At 36.0% G+C, this 15,516-nt stretch carries 16 protein-coding genes, 1 pseudogene and 1 other annotated feature; of the genes and pseudogenes, 6 read left to right on the top strand and 11 right to left on the bottom strand.

The genetic code is table 11. The features are described from left to right. From BLV40_RS24960 to BLV40_RS24950, 3 genes and pseudogenes are all read right to left on the bottom strand, one after another. Window positions 1-347 (bottom strand): annotated as a pseudogene (locus tag BLV40_RS24960) (hypothetical protein); the annotation flags it as partial. A gap of 186 nt (window positions 348-533) precedes the next feature. After that, window positions 534-1,316: a membrane protein insertase YidC gene (locus tag BLV40_RS24955; RefSeq protein ID WP_026594143.1), complete on the bottom strand. Its 783-nt coding sequence runs from the start codon at window positions 1,314-1,316 to the stop codon at window positions 534-536. 28 nt (window positions 1,317-1,344) lie between these two features. Further along, entirely contained in the window at window positions 1,345-1,629 is a 285-nt protein-coding gene (locus BLV40_RS24950) for a hypothetical protein (RefSeq protein ID WP_026594142.1), read from the bottom strand. A 249-nt stretch (window positions 1,630-1,878) separates the two neighbouring features. Here BLV40_RS24950 and BLV40_RS24945 point away from each other — a divergent pair, with 249 nt between their 5' ends. Beyond that, window positions 1,879-2,772 carry a YitT family protein gene (locus BLV40_RS24945; RefSeq protein WP_026594141.1) on the top strand — a complete coding sequence of 298 codons (894 nt, stop codon included), beginning with the start codon at window positions 1,879-1,881 and terminating at the stop codon, window positions 2,770-2,772. 94 nt (window positions 2,773-2,866) lie between these two features. On the opposite strand, the gene BLV40_RS24940 is transcribed toward BLV40_RS24945, so the two are convergent. After that, window positions 2,867-3,136 carry a hypothetical protein gene (locus BLV40_RS24940; protein WP_026594140.1) on the bottom strand — a complete coding sequence of 90 codons (270 nt, stop codon included), beginning with the start codon at window positions 3,134-3,136 and terminating at the stop codon, window positions 2,867-2,869. 358 nt (window positions 3,137-3,494) lie between these two features. On the opposite strand from BLV40_RS24940, the gene BLV40_RS24935 reads away from it, so the two are divergent. Both BLV40_RS24935 and BLV40_RS24930 read left to right on the top strand, forming a co-directional pair. Further along, window positions 3,495-3,881: a DUF3938 domain-containing protein gene (locus tag BLV40_RS24935; RefSeq protein ID WP_090694934.1), complete on the top strand. Its 387-nt coding sequence runs from the start codon at window positions 3,495-3,497 to the stop codon at window positions 3,879-3,881. A gap of 149 nt (window positions 3,882-4,030) precedes the next feature. After that, window positions 4,031-4,807, top strand: a complete 777-nt coding sequence (locus BLV40_RS24930) for a hypothetical protein (RefSeq protein ID WP_090694931.1) — start codon at window positions 4,031-4,033, stop codon at window positions 4,805-4,807. A 172-nt stretch (window positions 4,808-4,979) separates the two neighbouring features. Here the strand turns inward: BLV40_RS24930 and BLV40_RS24925 are convergent, their stop codons facing one another. Next, on the bottom strand, window positions 4,980-5,594 hold the full coding sequence (locus BLV40_RS24925) for a DedA family protein (RefSeq protein ID WP_026594137.1): 615 nt from the start codon (window positions 5,592-5,594) through the stop codon (window positions 4,980-4,982). A gap of 621 nt (window positions 5,595-6,215) precedes the next feature. Between BLV40_RS24925 and BLV40_RS24920 the strand changes: the two genes are divergently transcribed. Beyond that, window positions 6,216-7,118, top strand: coding sequence for an EamA family transporter (locus tag BLV40_RS24920; RefSeq protein WP_090694927.1), 903 nt, complete (start codon window positions 6,216-6,218; stop codon window positions 7,116-7,118). Between the two features lie 25 nt (window positions 7,119-7,143). On the opposite strand, the gene metG is transcribed toward BLV40_RS24920, so the two are convergent. Then, window positions 7,144-8,778: a methionine--tRNA ligase gene (metG, locus tag BLV40_RS24915; RefSeq protein ID WP_090694923.1), complete on the bottom strand. Its 1,635-nt coding sequence runs from the start codon at window positions 8,776-8,778 to the stop codon at window positions 7,144-7,146. 52 nt (window positions 8,779-8,830) lie between these two features. After that, window positions 8,831-9,104: a binding site (T-box leader), on the bottom strand. Between the two features lie 113 nt (window positions 9,105-9,217). On the opposite strand from metG, the gene BLV40_RS24910 reads away from it, so the two are divergent. Next, window positions 9,218-10,012: a class I SAM-dependent methyltransferase gene (locus BLV40_RS24910; protein WP_090694919.1), complete on the top strand. Its 795-nt coding sequence runs from the start codon at window positions 9,218-9,220 to the stop codon at window positions 10,010-10,012. Between the two features lie 241 nt (window positions 10,013-10,253). Here the strand turns inward: BLV40_RS24910 and BLV40_RS24905 are convergent, their stop codons facing one another. Then, the gene (locus BLV40_RS24905; protein WP_090694916.1) at window positions 10,254-11,339 is read right to left on the bottom strand and encodes a TIGR04053 family radical SAM/SPASM domain-containing protein; all 1,086 of its coding nucleotides are present in this window, start codon (window positions 11,337-11,339) and stop codon (window positions 10,254-10,256) included. Window positions 11,340-11,478: 139 nt separating this feature from the next. Between BLV40_RS24905 and BLV40_RS24900 the strand changes: the two genes are divergently transcribed. Next, window positions 11,479-11,793, top strand: a complete 315-nt coding sequence (locus BLV40_RS24900) for a metal-sulfur cluster assembly factor (RefSeq protein ID WP_000076465.1) — start codon at window positions 11,479-11,481, stop codon at window positions 11,791-11,793. A 157-nt stretch (window positions 11,794-11,950) separates the two neighbouring features. Here the strand turns inward: BLV40_RS24900 and BLV40_RS24895 are convergent, their stop codons facing one another. The 4 genes from BLV40_RS24895 to BLV40_RS24880 form a co-directional block, all read right to left on the bottom strand. Further along, window positions 11,951-13,600 (bottom strand): M4 family metallopeptidase, encoded by a 1,650-nt coding sequence (locus BLV40_RS24895; RefSeq protein ID WP_139265615.1) that lies wholly within the window; start codon window positions 13,598-13,600, stop codon window positions 11,951-11,953. Window positions 13,601-13,756: 156 nt separating this feature from the next. Beyond that, the gene (locus BLV40_RS24890; RefSeq protein ID WP_090694914.1) at window positions 13,757-14,455 is read right to left on the bottom strand and encodes a pirin family protein; all 699 of its coding nucleotides are present in this window, start codon (window positions 14,453-14,455) and stop codon (window positions 13,757-13,759) included. A 52-nt stretch (window positions 14,456-14,507) separates the two neighbouring features. After that, window positions 14,508-14,915: a MarR family winged helix-turn-helix transcriptional regulator gene (locus BLV40_RS24885; protein WP_090694911.1), complete on the bottom strand. Its 408-nt coding sequence runs from the start codon at window positions 14,913-14,915 to the stop codon at window positions 14,508-14,510. A gap of 114 nt (window positions 14,916-15,029) precedes the next feature. Further along, the gene (locus BLV40_RS24880) at window positions 15,030-15,464 is read right to left on the bottom strand and encodes a DUF3920 family protein (protein WP_026594130.1); all 435 of its coding nucleotides are present in this window, start codon (window positions 15,462-15,464) and stop codon (window positions 15,030-15,032) included. Window positions 15,465-15,516: the final 52 nt, after the last annotated feature.

Below are 15,516 nucleotides of genomic sequence, written 5' to 3'. Positions count from 1 at the left end.
TGTTCATGCGTTAATGTTCCTGCTTTCTTCTGCTCCATAATCGCTTTTACTTTTTCTTTCGTCTGATCATCAAGGTTTGCGAACATTTCTCCTCGCTTCCCTTTTTCAGGAAGATTCACACCTAATTCAGCTAATTGCTTTTTAGCGTTCTCCATAATTGTTTTTACTTGTTGTTTCGTTGCTTCATCCAATTTTTGATTCGAATTCCCTTTTGTCGTTTGGTCTGATGCTACTGTAGAATTTGCATCGTTAGTTGCTGCAAAAGCAGGGATACCTGCTCCCCCCATGATTCCTAGTGATAAAGCTCCGGCAGCTACTAAATATCCAACTGTTTTTTTCTTCTTCATAGGAAACTTCCTCCTTCATTTTGTATCACATAGATTTCGAAAACTTGTACACTTTCGTATACACTGCATATACTAAAATTGCTTTCTTAACTTTTCCTTAACTACTTTTAAAAGAATTTCCAACCATAAATGTAATAGCAAACTTCAGTAGCACAAAAAAGCCACTCCTAAATGAGTGGCTTCCTTCTATGCATTTTGTAATTGTCCTTCTTCACGTTCCATCACTTTTCTGAGTACAATCATTTGTGTCATTGTAAATAGATTACCTGTAATCCAATACAAGACAAGTCCTGATGGTGCAGCAAATCCCATAAATAAGATCATTGCTGGCATCATAACTTGCTGCATTTTAAGCATTGAAACCTGCTCTCCTGCTGCTATATTTGACTGCATAATTTTCATTTGAATAAACGTGGTTAACGCTGCGATAATCGGTAAAATATGATACGGATCTGCATGTCCTAAGTTTACCCATAAAAATGAAGATGTACGAATCTCTTCAGTCCGGCTAATCGCATAATACAATGCTGAGAAAATTGGCATTTGTATAAAGATTGGCCAGCACCCAGCGAGTGGGTTCCAACCGCCTGCTTTCATTAGTTCGGACATTTCTTTTTGATACTGTTTTTGTTTTTCAATATCTTTGCTTACATCACCGTGCTTTTTCTTTAGCTTCTGCAATTCAGGCTGCATTTTTTTCATTTTCATTTGACTGCGATATTGCGAAACAGCTAATGGAATCATCGCTGAACGAACCACAAGCGTAATGATAATGATTGCAATACCAAAGCTTCCGCTAGGCACATGATGAGCAACAAATTGAAGCATAAATGAGATTGGATAAACAAAATAATGGTCCCAAAGCCCTGCACTATTTGCATCAATTGGACCGCTATTACTACAACCAGATAAAACAAAAACAAATAATAATGATAAACTAACGAGCACAGCTCGGTATGATTTTAACATGTTCATTCCTCCAATGTTTCGTAATTATTTAGCGAAACATTGGTGTATACGGACCGACCTCGTCACTCTCTCCGCTCGATTCTTGTCTACGAACCGAACGAACCATTCCATATTTATAGAAAATAGAAAAGAGTGGAACATTATTGAGACTATCTTCACATGTATCAACTAGTGCAAACGCTTTTTGTCTACCACTTGATGTTTGTTGACGTACAAAACGAGAAACATTAGTGAGAAAAAAGACTTCTAATAAACAAAGCGCTGTCGTTACAAAAGATATATATAGAATTGCATCTTGCAATAAAAATTCCATCGCTTCACATCCTTAATAAGCTCATTTTAGCACATTCTTTGGATGTTCTCTATTTCCTTTTCTTTTCAAAATATGATACAAAATTCCATTGTATTCACTTCTTTTTTTATAACCACATATACCACCAATTTGGTTAGAATTTTCATAAATTTAAAACATTTTTTCATTACCATAAAACTATTGCCAGTTTTTGAAAAAAGCATTATTCTCTTCTTGTAATCAAAAATGAATATGGAGATGAAACATACTATGGGTCAATTAGGAGACACCGATTACGTTCCCGACACCGCCTTTTTATCCTTCCCAGCAGCTAGAACATTTCATTTAGAATTTGTAATACAGTTGATTGTTATTTTTATAGCTTCCATTTTGTATGCTATTTCAATGAATATGTTTTTTATCCCGCATAATATGATTAGCGGTGGTTTCGCTGGTGTCGGGATGATTATCGGTTATTTAATGCATTATAATATCGGTGCACTTATCTTTTTATTAAACATCCCACTACTTGTTCTAAGTCATTTTTACTTAGGGAAGAAAACAACTTTCTTAACAGCTTACTTCGTGGCAGTATCATCTGCAGCCATGAACATTATCCCAGTACATCAAGTTTCGAATGACATTTTACTTTCATCTGTATTTGGTGGTGTTATCTGTGGTGCAGCATCCGGAATTATATTCCGATTTGCATCATCCACTGGTGGTTTTGATGTTGTTGGATTGATTGTAGCGAAATATAAAGACATTTCAATTGGTGCCATTATTTTTGGCTTCAACCTAGCCTTACTTGTTGTCGCTGGCTTTATTTTCGGATGGGACATTACACTGTACACGTTAATTAGCCGTTTTGTTGCCAGCAAGGTAATCGATGCTGTGCATACAAAACACATTAAATTAACGATAATGACAATTACAGAAAAAGGCGAGGAAATTAAAAGCGCACTACTGCATCACGGCATACGTGGTGTAACAATGGTAGACGCTGTCGGTGGCTATACCAACCATAAGAAAAAAATGATTTATACTGTCGTAACTCGTTACGAATTAGGAGAAATAAAGCGTATCATTCGTCATGTAGACAATCATGCGTTTATGAATATTACAGAAACCGTTGAAATCGTTGGACGTTTCAAACGAATATAAGAAGACGCAAGGAATTACAATTCCTTGCGTCTTTTTTTACCTCATTACCAATGGCCGGCATGTTCGTTCATATCAATTACTTATGCCAGCTAAATTATGATGTATAAGTATTCGTTCCACTCAATAATCTTTGATTGTAATTATGAGCGGCAATTGCTCCCCAAACCATACAAATAAAATGTGTAACAAAAAGCCCTATACCAAATGTTACAATACCAACAATTAACTCAATAATAATCATAATAATTGCACCAATAATTGTTGAATACAACATTCCAAAAGAACCAAACAAAAACGTTAATACTAAAGAAATGCCTATACTTTTCGTAGGTGTAACTATGATATGCTGCTTTTGTGTCCCCATCTAATGCCCTCCCTTTTGAATTAACTAAAAATTCAATTAAATTAATTGTACAATAAAATGGAATATTAATCCATATACTTTATTTCTTAAAATTATTTTACACTTATTACAAAATCAGATAATTCTATTATTATTAAGCTAAATATGTTATAATACAGTGAGACTTACAAAAAAGAAATGAGAAGTCAGGTATATTTCAGTTATAATTGTCACACTGTAAAAAAAAGACAACCATCTTATTTATTCTTCTATTAATCTTTTACTAAAAAGATTCACACAATTAAAATTAACTTCTATTTACTTACTATACCTACCTTTTTGACTTCCAAATCATCTTATTACATAAGGAGATGAACATATGAATCAGCATATACGGTACATGGTAGCTGTCCTGTTTGCTATCATTGGAGGCATGATTTGCTTCTGGACAAACATTCAGCTTGGAGAACATATCATTTTTAATGGAATCGAATCCGCTGTAAGCGCTTCAATATTAGGCGGATACATTTTATTCCTTTTTAATCCAGAAGAAAATGCACAAAAAACAATGCTATTAACAATGATCGGAATCGTTGGAGGATGTATTTCCTACTCAATGACAAACTATACATTACCACTTCAATTAAGCTCAGCTGTCTTCCACGGTCTTTGGACTTGGTTTATCGCCTTTTGCTTGGCAGATGTATTTAACCTATTGCAAGATGCTGAAGAAGAGAGTAGCCGAGGAATCGAGAGCAATTCTTAATAAAAAGAGGCTGGAAGATAAATCTTCCGGCCTCTTTTTTATCAATTATAATTTCCACTTTGACATTGATATGTATCAAAAATAATTATGCATTCATATTAAAAAGTTCTATCTAATATATTTAAAACACATAATATGCGAGGTGAACTATGGATAAAAAAAAGATTTTTTCTGATCTTCTCATCAAACTTTGTGCAGCCTGTTTTCTCTCGTTTTCTTTCATGCTTTTTTTCTTTATGCAAGATAGCTTTGATTTCTATAAACTCTCAGCGTTATTATCTGCGTTACTGTATAATCCTTGGTTCTATGTTCTCTTTTGCTATGCTATTTTGTGCTCATTCATTATTGATAAACTCGCTCTAAAACAAACAAACATTACAAAAAAAGCATTACTGTATATCATTTTTGGTTATCTATTTTTTCTTCCTTTTCCATTGTTTAGTAGCGATCCATTTATCATCTATTTCATTGCAGGTTCAATTGGAGCAATATGTGCTCTTTTCTTTTACTTATGCACATATATCGCTCAAAAAGCAAAATGGTTTCGATATAGCATCCCTATTCTCATTCCCATTTTATTTATTACAATTGCAGCAATCGATTTTACAAAGAAAGAACAATGGGTGGAACACACGACAGAAAATGAATTTGAAGCAACCTTCTCCTATTTTAATGGGAAACATAAAATCCCTATTTATGCTAAAGAGGGAGCAATTATTGAAATGAATGTTCAATTTTTAGTTGGGGGAAATAATAGCTATGGTCATGGTCTCCACTTTGCTAGTGAATTTAACAAAAACGTACCTGTTTCCGAAATAAATACAGATACTTATCAACTCGCAGCAACAAAAACAGGAACCTATTATATTGTAGTTACCGGTGAAAACCTTACAGGTAAAATAAAAGCAAAATGGAACATACATTGAACTACCCCCACCTAGCTTCCTTATTTCTCTCTGAATCTTGAGGCAGGGATTTTAGGATAAAAAGCATAAGCGGCTCGCTCAGAATGTGAGGGGATGGAGCTGGATTTCAATAAAAAAGAACAGTGCTCGCTCGCACTGTTCTTCCAATTTTCGACATAGAATGGATTCCATATTAATTTACACTTTGTACAAATACGCGTTTTAATTGTTTACGGAAACGAACGCCTAACGTAACCGCTACAATAACAATGACTCCGAAGATAATTTTTCCAATGTGCTGTTCAAGCAATCCAAAAATATCATGTAAGTTTCCACCTAACCAATAACCACCAATTAAGAAGAAAGATACCCAGAATAGTGCACCAGCGTAAATCGTCATTGCAAAGCGACGGAACGGCAAATTAATAATCCCTGCAAAGTATCCTGTAAAGTGACGTACGCCTGGAATAAAGAATCCGATAAAGATAAGGAAATATCCATATTTATCAAACCACATTCTTGTTAAATCAATTTTTCTTTGTGTTAAAAACACATACTTCCCATATTTCTGTACAAAAGGCATACCCAGTTTATTTCCTAAAAAGTACTGAATTGTCATCCCAACACTTGTACCAATAAATGACAAAATAATTAAAATAGGTAAGTGCAAATCTCCTTTTTGCGCCAAAAACCCTGCGTATGCTAGTGTTGGCTCTCCAGGAAACGGAAGGGCAATATACTCTAATAGCAAGCCAAAAAGTACTACACAATAACCGTATTGCTGAAATAACTCATGAATCCATTCCATGTCGATCTCTCCTTTTCGCTCTTATCTACAGCATCCACCATCACGTACGAACTGTTATTATTATTGTATAAAAAAATTGTCGAAATAACTATCACAATAGCTTACATTTAGCTTACATTTTTGTAAGGAAACTACCAAAATAAACTATATTCATGCAAAATTCCCTAATAACTATTATATATTTTCGTTTTTTTCCATTTTTCCTTCATTATGTATGAAAAAATAGCATTTTTCGTCATTTTCCTCACCGATAATTCTATAAAGCTACTTATTTTATGGAATACACGTAACTTCTAAAGAAGCACAAAGACTTGTGAAAAACATTACATGTATTTTATATTGAAAATGTAAAAGGGATTGCTATAAACTACAATCAGACCTACTTTGATTTTCAAGCGTATAAGTCGCGACTATGAAGAACAAACTGTAACCTGCTCTCGTTTTCTTTTTTTGGTTCACTTGGCATGGCGCAGAAAAGAATCTATCAGTTTTTAATTATTCTATACCCAAACTCACACCCTTTTGTGAGTGGCGGAATTTTGTAGAGTTTTTACTCTGTTTCGTTCGCCCGTTGTCCTTTATTGGACAGCGGGCGTTTTTTATTTATAAAGGAGGATTTTTATGGAGAAATTTAAGTTTTCATTATTAGTTTTATTTGGCGCCTGCAGCTATGGCGTACTTTCGACAATTTTCAAACTCGGCTTTATGAATGGTTTTTCTGCGCATGAGCTATTAGGTGGACAATATGTATTTGGCTGGATTGGACTTTTATTACTTGTTCTATTCTTCTCTCGTCATAACATCTCGAAAAAACAAACATTTTCTTTATTAGCTGTCGGAACAACAATGAGCATGACCGGAATTTTCTACGCAATTTCTGTAGAAGAATTACCCGCTTCTATCGCCGTTGTTTTACTTTTTCAATTTACATGGATTGGGGTTGTCATTGAAGCCGTCGCTAACAAAACGTTACCAAGCCGCGAAAAGGTAATCTCGATTCTTATTTTATTTGCCGGAACATTATTTGCAGGTGGCGTGTTTGAAGGGCTCGGACAAAACTTCTCTACAAAAGGCATTATCTTTGGACTATTAGCCGCTGTCTCTTTTTCTTTTTATATCTTTGCTAGTGGACGCGTTGCTACAACTGTACCACCGTATACAAAAAGCTTCCTTATGACAACAAGTGCTACACTGATTGTTTGCTTAATCTTTCCTCCAACCTTCTTAACAGACGGTGCCTTGCAGGCTGGATTATGGAAATATGCTTTCTTCCTTGGATTTTTCGGTGTTATTGTACCAGTTATTTGCTTCTCAATCGGTGTCCCAAAAGTAGGAACAGGACTTGGAACGATTTTAGGTGCTGCTGAACTACCAACAGCAATCATCGCTTCTATTACACTTGTTCATGAAGTCGTATCGCCATTGCAATGGCTCGGCATCATTTTTATATTGATTGGTATTTTTACACCGCAAATTCTTACAGCACGAAGAGAAAAGAGACGGAACGTGGAACAAAGCGCCTAAAAAAAGAGCACATCATGTGCTCTTCTTACTTTAATGCTCCGTATAGCTTTTCTATCTCTGTTTCAATTTGCTTTATATCAATTCGCTCAAACAATGGCTGCACATGACTGATTCGCTCTGGCAATGTATTTTCGCATTTCCAGTTCACACTTGTAATTGATAATATATCCCGCACTCTTTTACTAGAAAACGGTAAAAACGGCTCAAGTAACTGCGCAAAATTCACAATGAAATATACACAATGAGAAATTGTATCTTCACAAGCAATAGGGTCTTCCTCCCTTTGTTTCCAAGGCGCTCGCTCATCAAAATATTTATTTGCAAAGCGCACCGTTTCAAATATTGTTTCCAGCGCTACTTTAAAATGAGCCTGTTCAATTGCATCTCCTACTTTCTGATATAATTCCTCTATTCTTGCTTTCAGCTCTACATTTACTTTTCTATTCGGTACTACACCGTCATAATACTTCTCAATGAATTTCAGTGTACGGTTCACAAAATTCCCATATGCACCTAGAAGCTCACTATTGTGACTATAAATAAATTCTCGCCAAGAAAAATCTGTATCACGATTTTCTGGTGCATTAATCGTTAAGAAATACCGAATCGAATCTGAATCATACCGCTCTAATATATCAGGTACCCATACAGCCCAGTTTTTACTTGTTGATAACTTCCGTTTCTCGACCGTTAAATATTCATTGGATACAATATGACGAGGAATTGCCTTTTCTCCGATTCCAAATAATACAGCTGGCCAAATAATAGAATGGAACGGGATATTGTCCTTACCGTGCACATAATATGTCTTCGCATTACTACTCCAGAACTCCCCGTCATCTTCCCCTGTTTCTTCAGACCATCGTTTACTTGCTGAATAATAACCTGAAACTGCTTCAATCCACACGTAAATTTTCTTATCCTCATATCCCTTCACTGGAATTGGTACTCCAATTGGTAAATCACGTGATACAGCCCTGTCCTGTAATCCTTCTTGTAAGTAACGCTCCGTTAATTGAATGGCATTATCACGCCATGTTCCTTTTTGTTTTGCAGCTGTTACTACATCTTTCATCTGTTCTTGAAATTTATGCAATGCAAAATAGAAATGCTCTGTTTCCTTAACTGCTGGCGTATTTCCACATAGCTTACACTTCTTTTCTAATAAATCAAGTGGATCTAAAATGGCCGAGCAAGCATCACATTGATCTCCGCGCGCCGGTTCATGACAATGTGGACAAACTCCCTCTACATATCGATCTGGTAAAAATTGTGCACACGTTTCGCAGTATGCTTGTTCCACTACCTTTTTATAAATAAAACCTTCTTCTAATAAACGTAAGAAAATCTTTTGTACTGTTTCATAATGGTGCTGTGCATCTGTACGCGTATAACAATCATACGTAAAACCAAGCTGCTGAAAACATCGCTCAAACTCTTCATGATAATAATCAGCAATTTCTTTTGCAGTAACCCCTTCTTGTTTTGCCCGAATGGCAATCGGTGTTCCATTACAATCGCTTCCTGATACGTAAAGAACGCGCTCTCCTTTTGCTCTATAATAACGCGCTAAAATGTCCCCTGATAACAAGGACGCAACATGTCCAAGATGTAAAGATCCATTCGCATATGGCCAAGCTCCTCCAATAAAAATACTCACCTTACATTCCTCCTTTTAAATATAAAAAAGCCCCGCCCTTATCTTTTAAAAAGATAAGGGCGGGGCTGTATAAACAGTCGCGGTACCACCTTATTTCGCCAGCTATTCACATAACTGACCTCGTCAAGTACGGAGCAATCGTATGCTCTTATACTGTGATTTTGATAACGAGAACCAACTCTCGTCGCCGCCTACTATTACCATTTGATAAGTTCAGGACGAAGCTCAAAGGCCATTGTTCAAATGAACATTCTTGCTTCTTCTCAGCTTCCGAAGCTCTCTGGAAAGAATGGTTTCACTCTACTTTTCCTTTTCAACGCTTTTCATATATAACACGTATTTTACGACTAAAATACAGAAAAATCAAACTTTTATTCAAAAAAAGGAAATATAAAATCCCTTCCGAATATTTATATGTTCAGAAAAGGGAGTGATTTCATTGAATCAACAACAATTAAGCACCGCCAATAAAAAAGGCTGGAGTGCAGCTGCTTATGAAGCGTGGACGAATCGGCACGGTACTCCACAGGAATACGCAAAGAAACTAATGCAAAATCCCGCTCGTGAAGTAGCCTACTACTTACCTTACATACAGAATCTCCAAGGGAAACGGATCATCAATTTACTCGGCTCAAAAGGAAATAAAGCTGTGACATTCGCATTATTAGGCGCTGACGTAACCGTTGTAGATATTTCTGAAAGCAACGCAAAATATGCAACTGAACTAGCAGATGCCGCGGGAGTATCTATTGAATATATCGTTTCAGATGTGTTAGAAATAACACCTTCTCAATCATTCGATGTTGTGTTACTAGAATTAGGTGTACTTCATTACTTTTTAGATCTCAAACCACTTTTTCAGCTTATCTCGGGACTACTAAAAAATGGCGGTACTTTTATACTTCGTGACTATCATCCCCTTTATACAAAATTATTAGCAACAGACGATCCAAAGTTTAAGGCAAACGGAGATTATTTTTTTGAAGAAATTATTGAGGATACTGTTGCTTATAGCAGCCTACTTGATAAAACGAAGCAAGAAACACTACCCAAAACACTAATTCGTCGCTGGACGTTAGGAGAAATTATTACAGAAGTTGCCGGAGCGAACCTGCACATTGAAAAGTTTACTGAAGAGCATGGTCCGCACCAACGATGGGTCTTTCCTTCTTCAGCCCCAGAAGGAATTGAAGAACGCATCCCTGGTTTGTACACATTAATTGCTACAAAATAATGCAAAAAGGATCCTTTCACGGATAGGATCCTTTTTGCATGCTTAACGCATATAAGTTGAGGTTGGAGATTACCATAATTCTGTAGAATAGGACACAAGGTATTTCAACATTTTGTCTCTGACTTACGCAGTCAAAAGGGGTATGACCAACATAACGAAGAGTAATGTTTTGTTGATATTGATAATCGTTATCAACTAATTAGAAGTATACATGATGTTTTTTTTAAACACAATAGGATTTTCATATTTTTCTTCGTAAAACTTTCGGTACATATACACAATATGGCTCACTTTCTAAATAATCACCCGTTATTGCATACGCTCTAGAGCGCGAACCACCACATATATAGCGGTATTCACATTTCCCGCACTTCCCTTTATAGCTATCTGGATCACGTAAAGCTTGAAAAATTGGAGAATCACGATAAATATCCCGTAAACGCTGCTCTTTCACGTTCCCAGCTTGAATCGGTAATAATCCACTAGGATATACATCGCCAATGTGTGAAATAAACACAAAACCATTCCCATCATTAACTCCTTTGGGTGCTCGTCCTAAACCATCAATTTTTCCAGTTAAACCATTTTGCAGTGCATCTTCATAACGAATTTCCCGATTATTTTTTTGCTGCATCACAACGCGCCGGTAATGCTGAGCAGCCGTTGTCTTTATATCAAATGAAGCCTTTTTCCCTATTTTATATAATTTGTGAAATACAAGTTCATGTTCTGCCGGCGAAATCATATCATCTATATTTCCTCTTCCAGTTGGAACAAGGAAAAATACGCTCCATAGCACACCACCTAATTGTTCAACAAGTGTTGCCATCTCCTCTACTTCATGAATATTGTACTTAGAAATGGTTGTATTAATTTGCACAGAAATCTGTAATTCATTTAAATATTGAATCGCATCCATCGTAAGCTGAAAAGATCCTGCCGTGCCGCGAAAACGATCGTGTGTCTCAGCTGTAGCACCATCCACACTAAAGGCCCAGCGTGCAAGTCCAACTTCCTTTGCCTTTTGAATGGCCTTTTTCGTCACATTCGGAGTCGCACTAGGCGTCATCGAAACACGTAATCCTTTTTGCACTGCATAATCTGCTAGCTTATAAATATCTTCTCTCATAAGCGGGTCCCCGCCTGAAAAGACTAGCATCGGCTGATTCATTTCATATATTTCATCAATTAATTTCTGTCCCTCAAGAAAAGTTAATTCTCTCGGATCTCTCCTATACTGCGCTTCAGCTCGACAATGCAAGCATTTTAATTCGCAAGCTCGTGTAACTTCCCATATCACAATAAAAGGATTTTCATCATAGTTCATTTTCAATCTTGCTCCTTCCTACATACTTATAATCAGTATAGGGAAGATTCTAAAAAAACACTGTGAGCTATTTCACTGCATCTTTATTTTATTTCCTTTATAATGAGAATGGATATCATTAATGTTAGGAGTGTTGTGCATGTCGCAAGAATTCGAAGAGAAGTTATATGCCAATTTAGAGGCTGTTATCGATCCTGAATTAGGTGTAGATATTATCAATCTTGGTTTAGTATATGATGTGACAGCGGATGAAAATAATAATGCTGTTATTACAATGACGATGACTTCTATCGGTTGCCCAATGGCCGGACAAATCGTGTCGGATGTCAAAAAAGTATTATCAACAAATGTACCTGAAGTAAATGAAATAGAGGTTAATGTCGTTTGGAATCCACCTTGGTCAAAAGAGCGTATGTCACGTATGGCAAAAATTGCGCTAGGTATTCGCGATTAACATCACATAAACATAACAAGCTAAGAAGGATGTTTTCTATTTAAACATCCTTCTTAGTTTTTATCCCTCGTAAAACGCAATAAAAAAAATCCCCTGTAGCTTTTACAGGGGAAATAAGGTAGCTTATCCATTAAAGAACGATACACATACTATTTTGCTATTTTACACCAACTGCATCATAAGCCTTCGTTACAGCTTGTACTTCTTTAGAGTTTTTACCATATAAATCTTCTGCAGATTGAAGTGCAGCTTGGCGCATCATTTTAAAGTTAGAGTTTGCTGTTAAATATTTTGTAAGAGCTCGGTAGTAAATTTTTTCTGTCGCTACGCGGCCCACGCCATTTACTTTCACACCATAATGAGTGCCACCTTCAGACACTAAATATGCAGCTTTATTGTTAATACTACTGTTAATATGAACGCCGCCATTATCATATGGACCAGTGTAGCGCTTGCTGTAATGATCTGGGTAACCTTCACCAGGTTTTAATGGATTCGGAATAGATGCTGGATCACTTAGAGAACGAAGTGCATCACCTTCGATACCAGGTGTATAAATGTCAGCACCTAACTGCCAGCTTTTCTTCTCGACCATTACACCCATAATATCAGATAACGATTCATTTAATGCACCTGGCTCATTTTTATAAACAAGGTTCGCCGTATGCTCTGTTACAGCATGTGTTAACTCATGTCCAATAACATCTAAGCCTGCAGATAATGGAATAAATGTTTTTCCATCTCCATCACCATACATCATTTGCACACCGTTCCACGCAGCATTATTCCAACTCTCTCCTACGTGAACAGTAGAAATCAGCCTTGCACCTTTATTATCGAAAGAATTACGGTTAAATGTCTTTTTATAATAATCATATACTTTTCCTGCATTTACATGTGCGTCAACAGCCGCTTTATCTTCAAAAAACTTTGATTTACTTTCTACTTCTTCACCTGTATATCCAAACCATTGTGAGAAAATATTAAACCAGTTCTCATCCATATTTTGTGCATCAAACGTATGAACACCATTTCCTCGTTTTCCATCAAACAAGTTAAATGCTCCTGTTTTTTCATCTTGAGCAATTTCAAATGATTGCTTGTTTCCTAGAACGCCATATCCAAAACCAGTAATATGATCGATTGCATTATATTTCTCAATCACATTTCCATTCGTTGCATCAACAAAGTAATGCCAGTACCCTGGAGCTGGTTTTGAAACAGATGCTTTTACAAGGTATGAAAGGTAATATTGCCCATCCTTTTCATACACATATAAATCTTTTTTAATACCATCATATTTATCCACTTTGCCAATTTCTTTCTCAATATCGGCTTTCGCAACATCTACCGCTTGCTCATCAGTAATGCTAGCTGTAGCTGGAATATTTTTATCTTCTAAATTCGGGATAACTTGCCCGAAGAACGCTTTTACATTATTGTCTTTATCAAGTGTAACTGTTTGATCAGATCCATATACAGGAACATTATTATGTTTCTCAACTAACTTTACATGTGTTGTACCTGATTCAGCATCCTTTTCTTCCCCGACAATATTAAAATGTTTGTCAATATTTCCTGCTAATTTAAACATATCCTTCTTACTCTCTAAATATTGAAATACTGTTTCTTTTTTATCTAATCCTTCTGGCGCTTTCCATTCCTCACCTATGTAAGCTGGTGTTTTAAATTCTTGGTGATATTGAATTTGCTGTTCTTCCGCTTGTGTTTTTGTTGCTCCAAATGCTCCAAAACCTCCAACGATAACGGATAAAGCTAATGCTGATGAAACGACTTGCTTTTTCAATCTAACACTCCCCATTCCCCAAAAATTTTTTTAACACTTTTATACATTTCGAAAAAAAATATATATTTCCTTCAAAAAAATATTGAGAAACAGTTTTATTGAAATTTATCCAAAAAAAGGGAGTATCTTGTTATATACTCCCTTTTCCTTCATTCTTTATTGTTTTTTCATCTCAATCGCTATATAATGCGATTGCTCTTTTGCTTGAATACGAATATCTTCTTCAACTACTTCTGCTGCATCACGCATTACAAGTGTCTCACCATTTATAACACCACTTCCTTCAATTTGCACAAGATAAACTTGACGACCTTCGCTAACAGGGAAATTAATTTCTTTTCCTGCTTCTAAAGAAAGGGAATATAAATTTGTATCTTGATGAATCTCAATTGCTGCACCACCATCAATTGGAGATACCATATGGAACCAATTATTTTCACGTTTATTCCAATCAAACTTGAACTCACCGTAGTTTGGTGTGTGTCCTACGCGGTCTGGTAAAATCCAAATTTGTAATAGGCGTAATGTCTCATTTCCTAAATTATGTTCACTATGAAAAACACCTGTACCAGCGCTCATATATTGTACATGTCCACGCTCAATTGTGCCGCGGTTCCCCATGCTATCTTGATGTGTTAATGCTCCATCTACAACGTAAGAAACAATCTCCATATCACGGTGCGGATGCATATCAAATCCTGTTTGTGCTGCTACTAAATCATCATTAATCACGCGAAGTGCCCCGAAGTTCATATTATCTCGATTGTAATAATCTGCGAATGAAAAATGAAAATGTGTATTTAACCAACCGTGATTTGCTCTTCCCATATTTTTATGATCAACTTTTTTAAACATATCCTTCACCTCATATTATCTCGAATTCGAGATATTTATTTGAAATTTTTTATTATAACTTTCGAAGTAATTCTAATAATTGTTTTTGCTCATCGCGATTCAGCTTACAAAATTGTTTTGCTTGAAACGTCTCCTGCGTTGGAACAACCTCTTCATATAAAGCTCTTCCCTCTTCTGTTAACGAAAGATATTTCGCAGTACCTTCTTGCTCTCTTTTCACAAAATCGAGCTGTTCCATTTTATTTATAAGTTGCGTGATGTTCCCTTTTGTAACAAATAGCTTTTTCCCAAGCTCTTGCTGTGTTAATCGATCTTGTCCTCCAATTTGTGCTAGCACATCAAACTGAGCAGCAGATAAACCCCATTTTTTCAAATGCTGATTTGTCTCTCGGACACTCCTATTATAAAAGCGTGACAAACGAAACCATAACAATAACCCAAGTCTTTCTTCTGTTTTCATTCCATCACCTCGCTTGCTTGATGTCTTTAGTTTAGAACTAAACTTTAAAATTGTCAATAACTTTATTTTAGTAAGTTATAAACAAAAGCATAGCAATCACCCCATCACTATGCCTTAACCTAATTTTCTTCTCATATATTCATTCATTTTACGCTCTGCAAATGCTCGGGCATCCTTTTCAATCCAACGAGCTTCGTACGCTTCTTTTCCAATGTATAATACATTTTTCTCATGTTGCATGGAATGCCTGAATTCATGTAGTAATGTTTTGAGCACTTGTTCATATTGTTCCCACATACAAATAAAAATCATTTGTCTTTCTTTATGATAAAAACCGCTTAAAGGAAATAAGAATTCTTCTTCCTCTTCTCCTAAGTTTACAAGCACATTATTTGTATCACACGTATCGCAAAAAATAACTGGAATTTCGCGTTTCTCAATAAGTGAAAATATATCATTTTTCACCCGCTGAATATCCCACGGAAACTCTGAGTCCAGCACATACCAATTTCCAGCTTGCTGATATACGTTTTGAAGTTGGAGTTCCATTAACCTCCATTCTCCTTTCTAAATTCCCTTTTCCTATACATATGCCACAATG

The organism is Bacillus sp. 166amftsu (assembly GCF_900107445.1).
Classification (GTDB): Bacteria; Bacillota; Bacilli; order Bacillales; family Bacillaceae_G; genus Bacillus_A; species Bacillus_A arachidis.
This window is presented reverse-complemented; position numbering and strand designations above follow the sequence as displayed.

What these genes read in the sequence shown, in the direction of transcription:
- BLV40_RS24955 (WP_026594143.1), bottom strand. Translation starts at nt 1,316, where the DNA reads ATGTTAAAATCATACCGAGCTGTGCTCGTTAGTTTATCATTATTATTT.
- BLV40_RS24950 (WP_026594142.1), bottom strand. Translation starts at nt 1,629, where the DNA reads ATGGAATTTTTATTGCAAGATGCAATTCTATATATATCTTTTGTAACG.
- BLV40_RS24945 (WP_026594141.1), top strand. Translation starts at nt 1,879, where the DNA reads ATGGGTCAATTAGGAGACACCGATTACGTTCCCGACACCGCCTTTTTA.
- BLV40_RS24940 (WP_026594140.1), bottom strand. Translation starts at nt 3,136, where the DNA reads ATGGGGACACAAAAGCAGCATATCATAGTTACACCTACGAAAAGTATA.
- BLV40_RS24935 (WP_090694934.1), top strand. Translation starts at nt 3,495, where the DNA reads ATGAATCAGCATATACGGTACATGGTAGCTGTCCTGTTTGCTATCATT.
- BLV40_RS24930 (WP_090694931.1), top strand. Translation starts at nt 4,031, where the DNA reads ATGGATAAAAAAAAGATTTTTTCTGATCTTCTCATCAAACTTTGTGCA.
- BLV40_RS24925 (WP_026594137.1), bottom strand. Translation starts at nt 5,594, where the DNA reads ATGGAATGGATTCATGAGTTATTTCAGCAATACGGTTATTGTGTAGTA.
- BLV40_RS24920 (WP_090694927.1), top strand. Translation starts at nt 6,216, where the DNA reads ATGGAGAAATTTAAGTTTTCATTATTAGTTTTATTTGGCGCCTGCAGC.
- BLV40_RS24905 (WP_090694916.1), bottom strand. Translation starts at nt 11,339, where the DNA reads ATGAACTATGATGAAAATCCTTTTATTGTGATATGGGAAGTTACACGA.
- BLV40_RS24900 (WP_000076465.1), top strand. Translation starts at nt 11,479, where the DNA reads ATGTCGCAAGAATTCGAAGAGAAGTTATATGCCAATTTAGAGGCTGTT.
- BLV40_RS24890 (WP_090694914.1), bottom strand. Translation starts at nt 14,455, where the DNA reads ATGTTTAAAAAAGTTGATCATAAAAATATGGGAAGAGCAAATCACGGT.
- BLV40_RS24885 (WP_090694911.1), bottom strand. Translation starts at nt 14,915, where the DNA reads ATGAAAACAGAAGAAAGACTTGGGTTATTGTTATGGTTTCGTTTGTCA.
- BLV40_RS24880 (WP_026594130.1), bottom strand. Translation starts at nt 15,464, where the DNA reads ATGGAACTCCAACTTCAAAACGTATATCAGCAAGCTGGAAATTGGTAT.